Source organism: Flavobacterium cutihirudinis (genome assembly GCF_003385895.1).
Lineage (GTDB): Bacteria > Bacteroidota > Bacteroidia > Flavobacteriales > Flavobacteriaceae > Flavobacterium > Flavobacterium cutihirudinis.
In genome coordinates this window covers 192,278-208,433 of record NZ_QRDQ01000008.1, presented here as the reverse complement: position 1 = coordinate 208,433, position 16,156 = coordinate 192,278, and the positions used below count along the sequence as shown (strand labels likewise).

Annotated in this window: 12 protein-coding genes; 9 read left to right on the top strand and 3 right to left on the bottom strand. The window is 34.2% G+C overall.

Going from position 1 to position 16,156, the window contains the following annotated elements; translation table 11 throughout:
- Positions 1 to 45: 45 nt before the first annotated feature.
- The gene (locus BD847_RS06760; protein WP_115887541.1) at positions 46 to 1,050 is read right to left on the bottom strand and encodes an AAA family ATPase; all 1,005 of its coding nucleotides are present in this window, start codon (positions 1,048 to 1,050) and stop codon (positions 46 to 48) included.
- A 212-nt stretch (positions 1,051 to 1,262) separates the two neighbouring features.
- Here BD847_RS06760 and BD847_RS06755 point away from each other — a divergent pair, with 212 nt between their 5' ends.
- The 4 genes from BD847_RS06755 to BD847_RS06740 all read left to right on the top strand — a co-directional run bounded on the left by BD847_RS06755 (position 1,263) and on the right by BD847_RS06740 (position 4,780).
- Positions 1,263 to 2,138, top strand: coding sequence for an aldo/keto reductase (locus BD847_RS06755; protein ID WP_115887540.1), 876 nt, complete (start codon positions 1,263 to 1,265; stop codon positions 2,136 to 2,138).
- 15 nt (positions 2,139 to 2,153) lie between these two features.
- Entirely contained in the window at positions 2,154 to 2,654 is a 501-nt protein-coding gene (locus BD847_RS06750; RefSeq protein ID WP_115887539.1) for a GNAT family N-acetyltransferase, read from the top strand.
- An 89-nt stretch (positions 2,655 to 2,743) separates the two neighbouring features.
- The gene (locus tag BD847_RS06745; RefSeq protein WP_115887538.1) at positions 2,744 to 3,499 is read left to right on the top strand and encodes an SDR family NAD(P)-dependent oxidoreductase; all 756 of its coding nucleotides are present in this window, start codon (positions 2,744 to 2,746) and stop codon (positions 3,497 to 3,499) included.
- A gap of 123 nt (positions 3,500 to 3,622) precedes the next feature.
- Positions 3,623 to 4,780, top strand: a complete 1,158-nt coding sequence (locus BD847_RS06740) for an ATP-binding protein (protein ID WP_115887537.1) — start codon at positions 3,623 to 3,625, stop codon at positions 4,778 to 4,780.
- Between the two features lie 82 nt (positions 4,781 to 4,862).
- On the opposite strand, the gene BD847_RS06735 is transcribed toward BD847_RS06740, so the two are convergent.
- Positions 4,863 to 5,606, bottom strand: a complete 744-nt coding sequence (locus BD847_RS06735) for a DUF3298 and DUF4163 domain-containing protein (RefSeq protein WP_115887536.1) — start codon at positions 5,604 to 5,606, stop codon at positions 4,863 to 4,865.
- Between the two features lie 105 nt (positions 5,607 to 5,711).
- Here BD847_RS06735 and BD847_RS06730 point away from each other — a divergent pair, with 105 nt between their 5' ends.
- Positions 5,712 to 6,854: a cystathionine gamma-synthase gene (locus BD847_RS06730; protein WP_115887535.1), complete on the top strand. Its 1,143-nt coding sequence runs from the start codon at positions 5,712 to 5,714 to the stop codon at positions 6,852 to 6,854.
- Between the two features lie 80 nt (positions 6,855 to 6,934).
- On the opposite strand, the gene BD847_RS06725 is transcribed toward BD847_RS06730, so the two are convergent.
- A complete protein-coding gene (locus tag BD847_RS06725) occupies positions 6,935 to 7,726 on the bottom strand; it encodes a THC0290_0291 family protein (protein WP_115887534.1) in 792 nt (263 codons plus the stop codon).
- A gap of 325 nt (positions 7,727 to 8,051) precedes the next feature.
- On the opposite strand from BD847_RS06725, the gene gdhA reads away from it, so the two are divergent.
- The 4 genes from gdhA (at position 8,052) to ileS (ending at position 16,154) form a co-directional block, all read left to right on the top strand.
- On the top strand, positions 8,052 to 9,395 hold the full coding sequence (gene gdhA, locus BD847_RS06720; RefSeq protein WP_115887533.1) for an NADP-specific glutamate dehydrogenase: 1,344 nt from the start codon (positions 8,052 to 8,054) through the stop codon (positions 9,393 to 9,395).
- Positions 9,396 to 9,527: 132 nt separating this feature from the next.
- Complete coding sequence (gene porZ, locus BD847_RS06715; RefSeq protein WP_115887532.1) at positions 9,528 to 11,810, top strand: type IX secretion system anionic LPS delivery protein PorZ; 2,283 nt, start codon at positions 9,528 to 9,530, stop codon at positions 11,808 to 11,810.
- A gap of 98 nt (positions 11,811 to 11,908) precedes the next feature.
- Positions 11,909 to 12,622, top strand: a complete 714-nt coding sequence (recO, locus tag BD847_RS06710) for a DNA repair protein RecO (protein WP_115887531.1) — start codon at positions 11,909 to 11,911, stop codon at positions 12,620 to 12,622.
- A gap of 130 nt (positions 12,623 to 12,752) precedes the next feature.
- The gene (ileS, locus tag BD847_RS06705) at positions 12,753 to 16,154 is read left to right on the top strand and encodes an isoleucine--tRNA ligase (RefSeq protein WP_115887530.1); all 3,402 of its coding nucleotides are present in this window, start codon (positions 12,753 to 12,755) and stop codon (positions 16,152 to 16,154) included.
- The last annotated feature ends 2 nt before the right edge of the window (positions 16,155 to 16,156 follow it).

The following is a 16,156-nucleotide window of genomic DNA, read 5'->3' as shown; positions in this document are numbered from 1 at the left end:
GTTAAGTGTAATGTGTTTACTGTGACTGAAAACTGAAAACTATTTTTAAGGTACTTCAATCTCGTTTACGATTTTGTTGATAATGTCTACAGAAGTAATGTTTTCAGCCTCAGCTTCATAAGTTATTCCAATTCTGTGACGTAAAACATCATGTACAACTGCACGAACATCTTCTGGGATAACATATCCACGACGTTTGATGAATGCGTAACATTTTGCAGCATTTGCCAAGTTGATACTTCCACGAGGAGAAGCTCCAAAACTGATAAGAGGTTTTAAATCTGCAAGTTTATATTTTTCAGGATAACGTGTAGCAAAGATGATATCCAGAATGTATTTTTCAATTTTCTCATCCATATAAACTTCACGAACAGCTTCTTGCGCGCGCAAAATTTGTTCTACAGAAACTACTGGATTTACTTTCTCGTAACTTCCTTTTAAGTTTTGACGAATTACAAAACGTTCTTCATCAATTTTTGGATAATCAATTACAGTTTTTAGCATAAAACGGTCAACCTGAGCTTCAGGAAGCTGATAAGTTCCTTCTTGTTCTACAGGGTTTTGAGTTGCAAGAACCAAAAACGGACGATCTAATTTGAAAGTAGTGTCACCAATAGTAACTTGTTTTTCCTGCATGGCCTCAAGAAGTGCCGATTGTACCTTTGCAGGAGCACGGTTAATCTCATCGGCAAGTACGAAATTAGCAAAAACAGGTCCTTTCTTGATAGAAAATTCGTTTGCCTTGATGTTGTAAATCATCGTTCCGATAACGTCGGCAGGTAATAAATCGGGTGTAAACTGGATACGGCTGAAAGAACCCTGAACGGCTTGCGACAAAGTATTAATCGCTAAAGTTTTTGCCAGACCAGGAACTCCTTCAAGTAAAATATGCCCTTGCCCTAAAAGACCAATCAGTAAACGTTCGACCATATGTTTCTGACCCACAATAACTTTGTTCATTTCCATTGTAAGAAGGTCTATAAAAGCACTTTCTCTTTCAATTTTTTCATTTATCGCTCTAATGTCTAAAGTCGTTGTATTTTCTTCCATATAAATATTTTTAATACCTTGATTTTTATGCCTTAATTTTGAGAGTGCAAATTGAATATTTTTTGAGAAGTAAGATGTTAAAGAATGGTTAAAACTTCGACCAAACACCTAATTTTAAGGACGAATTGTGAATCTATTTTTATATTTTTAAGAACTTTGATGATTATGCTTTACAAAAGTATTTTTATTACCAAAAATAACGCAATATTACCATGAGCAAAACAACATTATCGCCTATAATTTCGGGCACTATGAATTGGGGGGTTTGGGATAAAAACCTTACAACTAAAGAAATGGAAAACATGATACAAATAAGTATCGAAAACAAAATTACTACTTTTGATCACGCCGACATTTATGGCGATTATACCACCGAAGCTGATTTTGGAAAAGCTTTTAAAGCAAGTAAAATTTCCCGAGAAAAATTGCAATTAATTACCAAGTGTGGTATTCAAATGATTGCCGAAAAACGCCCGGAAAACAAAATCAAACATTACGATTATTCTAAAGATTATATTATATGGTCTGTTGAAGAATCGCTAAAAAAACTAAAAACGGATTATGTTGATGTTTTTTTATTGCATAGACCAAGTCCGTTAATGCAGGCTGATGAAATTGCTGAAGCAGTTGAAAAACTGAAAACAGAAGGTAAAATTATTGATTTTGGACTTTCCAATTTTACAAGTTCGCAAACCGAATTAATTCGCCAAAAAACGGAAGTAAGTTACAATCAGGTACAATTTTCTGCAACACATTATGAACCAATGGTTGACGGAAGTCTGGATTATATGCAAACACACGGAATTCGTCCGTTGTCATGGAATCCGCTTGGAACGGTTTTTAGAGAAGATACCAAGAAAACGCGCCGTTTGAAAAAACTGTTTTCTACTTTGCTTGAAAAATATCATTTGGGAGCTGATACACTTTTACTAGCCTGGATTTTAAAACATCCAGCTGCAGTTATTCCGATTGCGGGAACTGTTAATGTTGCCAGAATTCAATCTTTAGCGAAAGCGGTAGAATTAGAAATGGATAAAGAAGACTGGTTCGCAATCTGGACAGAAAGTATGGGCGATGATGTTGCTTAAAACGCATCTAAAATAATGATACAATTAGAAAAATTTGATAAAACGTTCTATTCTGAATTGATCAATTCAATTAAAAATGCAAAAGATTTGATGCAGTTTGGCGGACCGGAATTTAGTTTTCCCTTAACGGAGAAACAAATTGATAAAACCCTTTCTGATGAAAACCGAATTGCTTTTAGAGTTGCCAATTCTTCCGATGGAAATACTATTGGACATTGCGAAATTTATTTTAATGACAATTCTGCAAAGTTGGGCCGGATTCTAATTATGGATGAAAACCAAAGAGGAAAAGGAATCGGTGAACAAATGGTGATTTTATTGCTTGAGTTTATTCTTAAAAACAGAAAAGAACGAAATATCGAATTGAATGTTTTCGATTTTAATATTGGTGCCATAAAATGCTATGAAAAGGTTGGCTTTACTATTAATCCTGATAAAAAGTTGATTAGGGAAGTAGACGGAGAAACCTGGACAGCTTTTAATATGGTGTTGAATTTAGAAGATTGGAAAAATTAAAATAAAAAATTTTTGCCACAGATTTAAGGATTTTCACAGATTATAAATCATTTTTAATCCTTTAATCTGTGGCAATAAAATAAAAAAAAATGAAAAAAACAACCCTAATTACTGGAGCAACAAGTGGAATTGGAAAAGCAACCGCACAGATTTTAGCAAAAAACAATTACAAAGTTGTTCTTTGCGGAAGACGAAAAGACCGGTTAGAAGAATTAGAAAAAGAACTTTCGGCTTTTACAGAAGTGCATTCACTTTCTTTTGATGTTCGTGATAAAAATGATGTTTTAGAAAAGATTGGAAATTTACCTGCTAATTTTTCAGAAATAGATGTTCTAATAAATAATGCAGGAAATGCTCATGGTTTAGATCCTATTCAAACTGGGGATTTAGACGATTGGGACGCCATGATTGATATCAATGTTAAAGGGCTTTTGTACGTTTCTAAAGCTATAATTCCGCAAATGACCGAAAGACAATCGGGACATATTATTAATATTGGTTCAACAGCTGCGAAAGAAGTGTATCCAAACGGAAATGTATATTGTGGCTCTAAACATGCTGTAGATGCAATTACTGCTGGAATGCGAATTGATTTAAATCCGTTTGGAATTAGAGTCGGCGGAATTCATCCGGGAATGGTTGCTACCGAATTCAGCGAAGTTCGTTTTAAAGGTGATGTCGAAAGAGCTTCAAATGTATATAAAGGTTTTGATCCTTTGCAAGCAGAAGACATTGCAGATATTATTCATTTTGTAGTTTCAAGACCGTATCACGTAAACATCGCCGATTTGGTTGTAATGAGTACGGCACAAGCATCTTCGACAATTGTTAAGAAGAATATTTAGATTTTTAGACTAACTTAGACTTCTTAGATTTTAAGATTTAAATAATCTAAATTTAAGAAGTCTAAAATCTAAAGTTCGGCAGTCTAAGAAGTCTAATGTCTAAAAATCTAAGAAGTCTAAACAATGATTAATAAGCGCCTTTTAATAAAGAATTTACTTGCTCACAACGACGAGAGCAGTTTTTATGATAAAAAAAGGCAGTTGAATTTGCATTCTCGTGAAGGTAAAGGAAAGTTTCTGAAACACATTTGTGCACTTTCAAATTCAAATCCGACCAATAATTCTTATATCGTTGTTGGGGTTGAAGATCAGGACAATGAAATTGTCGGCGACGATTTCTTTGATGACAGCCGAATTCAGAATCTTGTAAATGCTTTTTTAGAAAATCCTCCAAAAATTCAATACGAAAATGTGCCATTTCCTAATCTTCCAAAAGATAAAGTTATCGGATTGGTTACAATTAAACCCAAAAGCAAAATTTCCTATTTCAAAAAAGGGATTCATACCATACTTGCTAATAGCATATTTATAAGGCGCGGAAGTAATTCGATTCCTTTAGAAATTGGTGAAGAAGTCGAGAAAAATTATCAAAATACCGAAACCGTAATTGGTATCGAAAATAGTTCCCGAAACAGTATTCAATATACTTTAGACGGCGTTTTTGATTTTATGAATTTCAGGCATAAAGATATGTCGCCGAAATATCATGTTTTTAAAGAATTATTTGTGATTTGCTGGGCAGGCGTTCCTAAAAAATCGCGAGATAAAACTTTTCTTTCTCGCGTAGATATTGAATTGATAAACGAACAGATTAAGCTTTTTTACTCGGCTCAGGATGTTGTTACGATAGTTTTTGATGACGACAGTTTTACGATAACCGAATATGTTCCGTTGGGATTGAATGATAAAACGAGTTATTATCCGTTAGAAGAACAAACGATTCATTTTTTTGATAATGGTTATTACAAAATTGATCGAAAAATGCTTTTTCAGCCACCAGAATTTAATCGAAAAATGCTCTATCATATTTACAATTCAAATATGGCATTACTTCAAAAATTGCAAAAAGGTTTTGCTTTGTCTGAGCGGGAATTAATTGATCTGGAAAATCTTCCTTCAACTTTTATGATTTGTTATTTGAATGGTTTTGACGAGGCGAAACAAAAATTAATTGATTCAAAATTGTTGTTGAAACCTTTTTCTCAAGTGTATTTGTCTTTTAAAGAAGCACTCCGAATTCTGCGAAAAATGAAATATGATTTTCAGGAAGGTGCAAAGTAACAAAGTGACAAAGTACCAAAGGTTTTCTGTAGAGGCGCACTGCAGTGCGTCTAACTAGTTGTGAATTTCTCTTTCTTGTATTTTACTGATATTTCAAATATTTATTGACTTCATCATACGGAAATAATATTTCTTTCGGACCGTCTGCGTAGGAAGCGGCTTCATATGAATTGTAATATAGAAGAAGACCTTCTTCTGTATAAAAAATATTCTGAGGCAATTGAAATTTGTCGTTTTCAAACATCAAACCTGTTGCGTTGATATTTGCTTTGGCAGGAATTTTATACTTCTCTCTAAATTTTTTTTCGGCGAAAGCCTTAAATTCATTCTCGTTTGTAAATAACTGATCGTTAAAAATTATTTTTCCCGTTTTGGGATTAAACAATAAAGATCGAAAACCCTGATAACCGTGGGCGCCACCTGTAAAGGTATAGTGGTCGATTTTGATGTTTAAAATCTGATCCGAATCAAACTCAACATTTCCTATAATTTTTCCTTCCCAGCCAAAAGTTTCTGTTGGGAATTTCTGATGCATTTCTTCGTACGATTCTATGAAAGAAGCGGCAAGTGTATTGTAGTCGTTCACTTTTGTAGGATCTTCTCCAAAATAAACAATCTCTTTAACGACAGAAAAAATTTTCTTATTTATGCTGTCTGCAGGAACTTTACTATTTTTTGCGATTGGAACATCAATCTTGATTTTTGGACAATCTTTTTTGCAGGGAACTGTAGATTTTTTTTCAAATGTTTCATTCTCAAACGAAAGCTCTTTGTTGCAACTTGTAAAGATCAAAAACAAAAAGACTAAAAAAGTATAATGTTTCATATCAAAAAGTGTTAATTATATACAAAGGTAAGAAGTTGTGTCAGGATTAAAATAAATTAAACGGTAAATTTGTACAACAATTTAGGAATTAAAATTTGTAACTATATGAAATTCAACACAAAAGTAATACATGGTGGTCAACATCATGACCCAAGTACGGGAGCAGTTATGCCTCCGGTTTATCAAACGTCAACTTTTATTCAGACAAGTCCGGGCAAACCATTGGCGGATTATGAATACAGTAGAGCTTCGAATCCAACTCGTAGCGCTTTAGAAAATGCTTTGGCAAGTATTGAAAATGGTACACGCGGTTTAGCGTTTTCATCTGGATTAGCAGCTACAGATTGTATTTTGAGATCGTTTAAAGCCGGTGATGAAATTATCGCAATGGATGATTTATATGGCGGAACATATAGAATGTTCTCCAGAATTTATAAAGATTCGGGAATTAAATTTCATTTTGTTGACATGACCGATCTTGATAAATTGAAGTCGCTAATTAATGAAAATACAAAATTGGTTTGGGTTGAAACGCCAACAAATCCATTAATGAAATTGGCCGATATTGAAGAAGTTGCTAAAATTACGAAAGCGAATAATATCTTATTTGCTGTTGATAATACTTTCGCAACGCCATATTTGCAAAAACCACTTGATTTAGGTGCTGATATCGTGATGCATTCGGCAACAAAATATTTGGGAGGACATTCAGATGTGATTGCCGGCGCTTTAATTGTAAAAGATGAAGCTTTAGGAGAACAATTGCATTTTCAACAATTTGCTACTGGCGCAACTCTTGGACCAATGGATAGTTTTTTGGTTTTAAGAGGAATCAAAACGCTTTCGCTTAGAGTACAAAGACATTGCGAAAACGGAGAGAAAGTAGTAGAATTTTTGAGTAATCATCCTAAGATCAAAACGGTTTATTATCCTGGACTTAAAAATCATCCTTTTCACGAAATTGCAAAAAAGCAAATGAAAGCTTTTGGCGGAATGGTTTCGTTTACTTTTGCTTCTGGAAAAAAAGAAGATTCGATTGCATTTTTAGAAAAACTAAAAGTATTCACTTTAGCTGAGTCTTTAGGTGGCGTTGAATCTTTGGCAAATCATCCGGCTTTAATGACACACGCTTCTATTCCTGCGGATAAAAGAGCTGAAGTCGGAATCACTGATGACTTGGTTCGATTAAGTGTAGGAATCGAAGATGCAGAAGATTTAATTGCTGATCTGGAACAGGCTTTAGCATAAATAATTTCCAAATAAAAAATCCCAAATTCCAATTTTAATTATTTTGGAATTTGGGATTTTTTTTATTTTGGGAAGTTTCTTTAGAATTCCAAATAATAGATGTATCCAAAGTTAAATCCTACTTGCCAGTCGTTTGACTTGTTTTCTTTATAAAGATCTTTATTAGGGTTTAAACCATCAATCCAGTCAGTGCTGAAACTTTGAAAGCGTGTTTCAAACATCAAATCACTCATTTTGGTTAATTTATAATGAACTCCTAAACCGCCAGTTATTGATGCAGCAATTCCGTTTTCGCTGGAAAAACCATGCGGACGTCCGTCAGATGGTGTTAAGTATTTTCCCGGAGTAATGCCTGGAAGCGAAATATCACCCAGATTAGAGTTGATTTTTGCCGAATAATAGTTTACCTGAAAACCAACACTCACATACGGACTAAAGCTACCAACTGTATTTTCAAAATCATGAATTTTTATAATCGAAAATTCTAATTGCGATCCTAAACCAAGTATTGTTGAGCTGGCGCTCATTCCTTTTAGCTGTTTAGAGAATAAATTGGCCGGTTTTCTGTCTGCCCATTTACCAAAATGGGTTAAGTCTGTTCTGGTGAAAGATAGGTCAGATCTTACTTTAAAATGCTCTGTAAAAAAATTCTCATGGTTTCTGGCTGCCGAAAAATTGATGAAGTGCATAATTCCAATTCCGTAACCGGTGTTCCCAACATTAGTATCAAAGTTGTTTCGCTGTCCAAAATCAGACTGCAGTGCTACAGGTCCTGCAAATATTCCTATTTCCTGCGCAAGATTAGATTGAGCAGTTGATGTTGTAGTAATGCCAAATATGGCAAATAGTGTGATAATTACAGGTTTGAGCATATTATGTGGGCTTTCAAATCTTGGCAAATATATAAAAAAGCTACTCTAAACAAAATATTATGTATAGCTATTAAAAAATTGGTAATAAAACACTTAATTTTCTGACTTTAAGTGCGGTAATTTGATGTAAATTCGGAAGTGTAAAATCGTATTTTAATTTTTGTTTAGAAATAACACAATTCTGCTCCAAAACCGAAAAAAAATAACAATTCATGAAGGTTTTCCCTTATCTTTGCGTGTTGTTACGAAAACGTTTTCTTAAAACGTATTTTCTGATTTTAATTGATTAAAATTATAAACTATTATTTGAATAATTTATTTAAAAATGGAACAAAAAATAAATGAATTTATGGCTCTTGTTGAGTCAAAAAATCCAAACGAGCCAGAATTTCTTCAAGCTGTTAGAGAATTTGCGGAAACAGTAATTCCGTTTATCGCTGAACGAAAAAAATACGATGGAAAAAACTTACTTTTAAGAATTGCAGAACCGGAGCGTTCAATAATTTTCAGAGTTCCATGGGTTGATGATAAAGGAGAAATTATTGTAAACAGAGGATTTAGAATCCAAATGAACTCTGCAATTGGGCCTTACAAAGGAGGAATTCGTTTTCACCATACTGTAAATTTATCAGTTTTAAAATTCCTTGCTTTCGAACAAGTATTTAAAAACAGTTTGACAACACTTCCTATGGGTGGTGGAAAAGGAGGTTCTGATTTTGATCCGGAAGGAAAATCTGATGGTGAAATCATGCGTTTCTGTCAATCATTTATGACTGAATTATGCCGTCATATTGGACCAGATCTTGACGTTCCTGCCGGAGATATCGGTGTTGGCGCAAGAGAAATTGGTTATTTGTTTGGACAATACAAAAGAATCAGAAATGAATTTACAGGAGTATTAACCGGAAAAGGTCTTGCTTACGGAGGTTCATTAATCAGACCAGAAGCTACAGGTTATGGTGTTGTATATTTTACAGATCAAATGCTTCGTACTATCGGACATGAAATAAAAGGAAAAAGAGTTGCGATTTCTGGATTTGGAAATGTAGCTTGGGGAGTGGCGCTAAAAGTAAACGAACTTGGAGGAAAAGTAGTTACGCTTTCTGGCCCTGACGGTTACATTTACGATGAAGATGGAATCTCAGGAGAAAAAATCGACCACATGGTTGAAATGAGAGCAACTGGAGATAACAGAGCAGAACGTTACTTAGAGAAATATCCAAATGCTGTTTTCCATAAAGGAAAAAGCCCTTGGGAAGTAAAAGTTGATATTGCTATTCCATGTGCAACTCAAAACGAATTGAATGGTGAGGATGCAAAAAAATTAATCGAAAATGGTGTTTTATGTGTTACTGAAGCCGCAAATATGCCTTCTACATTAGATGCAATAAAACTTTTCTTAGATAGTAAAGTTCTTTTTGCTCCAGGAAAAGCTGCAAATGCCGGTGGTGTTGCTGCGTCTGGATTAGAGATGACACAAAACTCTATTCGTCTTAACTGGACAAGCGAGGAAGTTGATTTGAGATTAAAAGATATTATGGTTGGAATTCACAACCAATGTAAAAAATACGGTGCTGAAGAAGATGGTTATGTAAACTACGTAAAAGGAGCTAACATTGCCGGATTTGTAAAAGTTGCTGACGCTATGCTTGCTCAGGGTGTAGTGTAATTTTTTAATTACAATTTTTTTTAAATGCCTTCATTTGCCTTTGTGCAATTGAAGGCATTTTTTTATTTGTGAAAGAACAAAAAACAAATACTTCCGTTTGTAGTATATTTGTTCATCTGAATACATAAAATAATGAAGGAAAAATTTCTGTACATTTTGTTTTTATTCCTGTTTCAATTTAGTTTTTCGCAGAATAAATTGTCATGGGAAGGGTATTTTTCGTTTAACGAAATAAAAGATATTTCAGAATCTTCTGTTTCGGTTTATGCTGCTTCAGAGAATGCGTTGTTTGTTAAGAATGCTGCGGCAAATACAAACAAAACAATTACTACAGTTGATGGTCTTTCAGGACAGACGATTTCGGCAGTATATTATAGTGAGACTTTCAAAAAAACAATCGTTGGGTATGAAAATGGTTTGATGATTGTGATTAATGAAACAGACGGTAGTATGCTAAAGGTTGTTGATATTATTAATAAGCAATTGGCTCCAAATCTAAAAAAGATCAATCATTTTATGGAACATAACGGACTGGTTTATGTTTCTTGCGATTTCGGAATAGTGCAATTTAATTTGACAACCCTAAAATTTGGTGATACCTATTTTATAGGAGATAATGGAGCTGAAATTAGTGTAAAACAAACTGCTTTTTTTAACGGATTTATTTATGCCGCAACTTCAAGCGGAATTAGAAAAGCCGATATTACAAACCCTAATTTAAATGATTTTAGCCAATGGTCTATGGTGAATTCGGGAGATTGGTCAAGTATTGAAAATATCGATACTGAACTTATTGCGATCAATTCTACGGGTTATATCCATAGGTTTAATTCAAATAATTTTGTTGCATTTTTTCAGCTGCCACAAGTTGCGGTAGACATGCGAGCAAAGAATCATAATTTGTTTATTACAACTCCCGGTTTTGTGTATGTTTATAATAATCAAATGGTTTTAAATCGACAGATTGCAAATACTCAGGTTTTAGATAATACAATAAATTTTACCTGTGCCACTGCTGTTGATAATCTGATTTATATTGGAACAAAAGAAAAAGGTCTTTTTTCGTCTACACTTACTGCTGGAGGAACTTTTACAAATACAACTCCGAAAGGACCGGAACGAAATAATATTTTCTCATTAGATGTGTCTGCAAATGCGCTTTGGGCAGTTTATGGCGATTACGATACAAATTATAATCCGTATGATTTAGATAGTTATGGAGTTAGTAAATATACTACTTCAGGCTGGCTGAATATTCCATATTCTGAAGTTTATGATGCCAAATCTATGACTCGTATTATAATTAATCCCGCAAATGAAAAACTGGTTTATGCAAGTTCATTTTTTTCTGGCTTGTTAAGAATAGAAGATGACGTGCCTAATTTTTTATATAATGAAAAAAACAGCGGCTTGGAGTCTTTAACTTCTGGAGGGCCTAATTATATTGATGTGCGTATTAATGCAACAACTTTTGATAAATCGGGAAATCTTTGGGTGACCAACAGTCGTATTAAAAACGGATTGAAAGTTTTGAGAACTAACGGGGAATGGGGGAGTTATGCAATGACTTCAGTTTTGGATAATGCTGAAGAGAGCAATTATGCCGCGATTGTTAGTGATAAAAGTAATGTAAAATGGATTGCAACTAACAGAGATGGTGTTATTGGTTTTGATGAGGTTTCAAAAACTTTCAAAAAAATGACTTTTGGATCAGATTTGGGGAATCTACCTTCCGCAGATGTCAGATCTTTGGTAATTGATACTAAGAATCAACTTTGGATTGGGACGACAAAAGGGTTACGCGTTTTGTCAAATGTTGGAAATTTTCAAAACAGCGGTCAGTTAAAATCTAATGCAATCATTATAATGGAAGATAATCTGGCGCAGGAACTTTTATACGAGCAGTTTATAACTTCGATTGCTGTCGACGGAAGCAATAATAAATGGATTGGAACTAGTGATTCTGGCGTTTTTATGGTTTCACCAAATGGTCAGGAAACTAAATATCATTTTACAATAAATAATTCGCCTTTACCAAGTAATGGAATTAATGATATAAAAATTAACAATGTTACTGGTGAAGTTTTTATTGCGACAAACAAAGGAATGGTTTCTTTTAAAGGAATTGCAACAGGCGTCAATGAAGATTTGAATAATGTTTATGTGTATCCAAATCCAGTTCGTCCAACGTATTCAGGAACTGTAAAAGTTGCTGGATTGTTAGATAAAGCCAATATTAAAATCACAGATATTGAGGGGAATTTGGTTTACGAAACAACTTCAGAAGGTGGAACAATCGAATGGGATACAACTGCTTTTGGAAGATACAAAGTTTCTTCTGGAGTTTACATGATTTTTATTTCTGCTCAAGATGGAGGAGAAACTAAAGTTAAAAAAGTGATGATTATTCGTTAATAGATAAGTATTCAGTGTTCAGTTTTTTTGTGTTCAGTTTTTTTGTGAATTTGCTCTAATCTGAAACTTGAAACCTGAAACAAAAAAAAACAAAAATTTTGCTCGTTAAAACAAAAGCCATAGTAATCTCCTCTTTAAAATTTCAGGAAAAAAGTTTGATCGTAAAATGTTTTACACTTTCAAGCGGACTGAAATCGTATTTCGTGCGCGATGCTTTTTCGAGTCGGAAAGCGAGTCAGAAGATTGCTTATTTTCAGCCATTGTCGATTTTAGAAATTGAGGCGGTTCATAAGAACAAAGGGACTTTAGAGAATTTTAAAGAGTTAAAAACCGCTGTTCCTTTTCAGACGATCCATACTGATATTTTTAAAAGTACGATGGTGATGTTTTTATCTGAAGTACTTCATTATTCGATTCAGGAAGAAGAAAAAAACGAATCACTTTTTTTGTTTCTGGAAACCGCTTTGACCTGGTTGGATCATCATGATGAAATTTCTAATTTTCATTTGATTTTACTTTTAGAAATAACAAAATATTTAGGTTTTTATCCGGATGTTTCCGAAATCGACTTGCCTTTTTTTGAAGTAAACGACGGCGTTTTTACACATTTTCAAAAAGGAAATGTACTAACGGAACACGAAACTAATTTGTTTAAAAAGCTAATCGATTTAAAGTTTGATAATGATCAAAAAGTCTTTCATGTTTTAGAAAGACAAATTCTGCTGAAAATTTTAATTGATTATTACAGTTTTCATCTGGACGGATTCAAAAAACCTAAATCTTTAGAGATTTTAAAAGAAGTTTTCTCTTAAATCAACAAAAACGGCAATGTTTTTTGCGGAATCTACCTGAAATTACCTCAAAGTGGTCTTTTTTACGTTATCTTTTATCTATTTTCCTCAAAATTCCTTACTTTCGCACCTCGTTTAAGAAAAGGATAAAATGAGCACAAAATTTACTGAATACAAAGGACTTGACTTGCCAACGGTAGCGTCTGAAGTTCTTGATTTTTGGAAGAAAGAAAATATATTTGAAAAGAGTGTAACTACTCGCGAAGGTGCTGAGCCTTTCGTATTTTTTGAAGGTCCACCTTCAGCAAACGGATTACCAGGAATTCACCACGTGATGGCGCGTGCGATTAAAGATATTTTTTGCAGATATAAAACTCAAAAAGGTTTTCAGGTAAAAAGAAAAGCCGGATGGGATACTCACGGTTTGCCTGTAGAATTGGGTACTGAAAAAGAATTAGGAATTACAAAAGAAGATATTGGCAAAACGATTTCGATCGAAGAATATAACGAAGCGTGTAAAAAAACCGTTATGCGTTATACCGACGTATGGAATGATTTGACCGAAAAAATGGGATATTGGGTAGATATGGATGATCCGTATGTGACTTATAAACCAAAATATATGGAATCGGTTTGGTGGCTTTTGAAACAAATCTACGATAAAGGTTTGTTGTACAAAGGATACACGATTCAGCCGTATTCTCCAAAAGCAGGAACTGGATTATCTTCTCACGAAGTAAATCAACCTGGAGCTTATCGTGATGTTACAGATACTACAATCGTAGCGCAATTCAAAACTTTGCCGGAAACGCTTCCAAGCTTTTTACAAGGTTTTGGAGATATTCACATTTTAGCTTGGACGACAACGCCTTGGACACTTCCGTCGAATACAGCTTTGACAGTTGGACCAAAAATCGATTATGTTTTAGTTAAAACATTCAATCAATATACTTTTGAGCCAATTAATGTTGTTTTGGCTAAAAACTTAGTTGGAAAACAATTCGGAAAAGGATTTTTCTTAAGTGAAGATGATACTGATTTTGACAATGTTAAAAATGGAGATAAAAAACTTCCATACAAAATCTTAACTGAAGCAAAAGGAGCCGATTTAGTAGAAATCCGTTACGAACAATTATTGCCTTACGTATTGCCATATCAAAATGCTGAAAATGCATTTAGAGTAATTTCTGGAGATTTCGTTACAACAGAAGATGGAACCGGAGTTGTGCATACAGCGCCGACTTTTGGAGCAGATGATGCTAAAGTAGCAAAAGAAGCAAAGCCTGAAGTTCCACCAATGTTGGTTTTGGATGAAGAAGGAAATGCAGTTCCGTTAGTAGATTTACAAGGAAAATTCACTTCTCATGTTGGTGAACTTGCTGGTAAATATGTTAAAAACGAATATTATGATGCAGGACAAGCTCCGGAGAAATCTGTAGATGTTGAAATCGCAATTCGTTTAAAAGAAGAAAACAAAGCATTTAAAGTTGAAAAATACGTGCACAGTTATCCACACAGTTGGAGAACTGACGAGCCGTTATTATATTATCCCCTAGATTCATGGTTCATCAAAGTAACCGATGTAAAAGATAGAATGTTCGATCTGAACGAAACTATCAATTGGAAACCTAAATCTACTGGTGAAGGACGTTTTGGAAACTGGCTTAAAAATGCCAACGACTGGAACTTATCTCGTTCTAGATATTGGGGAATTCCGTTGCCAATTTGGAGAACTGAAGATAAAAAAGAAGAAGTTCTTATTGGTTCTGTTGAAGAATTATACAATGCGATCGAGAAATCTATCGAAGCAGGTTTTCAAAAAGAAAATCCGTTTAAAGGTTTCGAAATCGGAAATATGTCTGAATCAAATTATGATTTAATTGATTTGCACAAAAATGTAGTGGATCAAATTACGTTGGTTTCGGCTTCAGGCCAGCCAATGAAACGCGAAAGCGATTTGATCGACGTTTGGTTTGATTCTGGAGCAATGCCTTATGCACAATGGCATTACCCTTTTGAAAATCAAGATAAAATCGATGGAAATAAAGATTTTCCTGCGAATTTCATCGCAGAAGGAGTAGATCAAACACGTGGATGGTTTTATACATTACACGCAATCGGAACTTTGGTTTTTGATAAAGTAGCGTATAAAAACGTTGTTTCAAACGGTTTGGTTTTAGATAAGAATGGAATTAAAATGTCTAAGAGTAAAGGAAATACGATAGACCCGTTTAAAACCATTGAAGAATACGGTCCTGATGCCACACGTTGGTACATGATTATGAATGCAAATCCGTGGGATAACTTGAAGTTTGACCTTGAAGGAATTGCTGAGGTTCGCCGTAAATTCTTCGGAACTTTATATAACACATACTCTTTCTTTTCGTTATATGCTAACATCGACGGATTTAAATATGCTGAAGCAGAAATTCCGTTAAACGAAAGACCAGAAATCGACCAATGGATTATTTCTGAGTTGAATACTTTAGTGAAATTTGTTGACGAATGTTATGAAGATTATGAGCCAACAAAAGCGACAAGAGCTATTTCTGAATTCGTTCAGGAAAACTTAAGTAACTGGTATGTTCGTTTATGCCGTCGTCGTTTCTGGAAAGGTGAATATGCTCATGATAAAATTGCAGCTTACCAAACGCTTTATACTTGTTTATTAACGATAAGCAAATTAAGCGCTCCGGTCGCTCCTTTTTTCATGGATAAATTGTACAGAGATTTGACCGCTTCGACGGGAACCGAGGATTTTGCTAGTGTTCACTTGGCTGAATTCCCAAAATTTGTCGAAAACTTTGTTAATAAAACGTTAGAAAGCAAAATGCAGAAGGCGCAAACCATCTCATCTTTGGTTTTATCACTTAGAAAAAAGGAAATGATCAAAGTGCGTCAACCTCTGCAAAAGGTAATGATTCCGGTACTTGACGAGAGTCAGAGAGCTGAAATTGAGGCAATTTCTGACCTAGTAAAAGCTGAAGTAAACGTAAAAGAAATCGAGCTTTTAGACGATGCTTCAGGTATTTTGGTGAAACAAATTAAACCTAATTTTAAAGCACTTGGGCCACGTTTCGGAAAAGATATGGGTTTGATTTCTAAGGAAATACAAGCTTTTACGGCAGAGCAAATCAATCAGCTGGACAAGCAAGGAACGCTAGATATTGTTATTTCTGGAAATAATGTAACTTTATCATTAGAAGACGTCGAAATAACATCTCAGGATATTGAAGGTTGGCTGGTTGCAAATTCAAATGGAATTACAGTTGCGCTTGACATTACAATTTCTGAGGAATTAAAAAATGAAGGTATCGCGAGAGAATTGGTGAACAGAATTCAGAATATCCGTAAAGATTCTGGATTTGAAGTAACAGATAAGATTAAGGTACAAATTAAAAGAGATGGTATTTTAGAAAATGCTGTTTCAAAAAATGAAGACTATATTAAGTCTGAGACACTAACAGATGATTTGGTTTTTGTGGATGTTTTAGAAAACGGCACAGAAATTGAATTTGATGATATTAAAACAATGATATTAATTTCAAAATAATA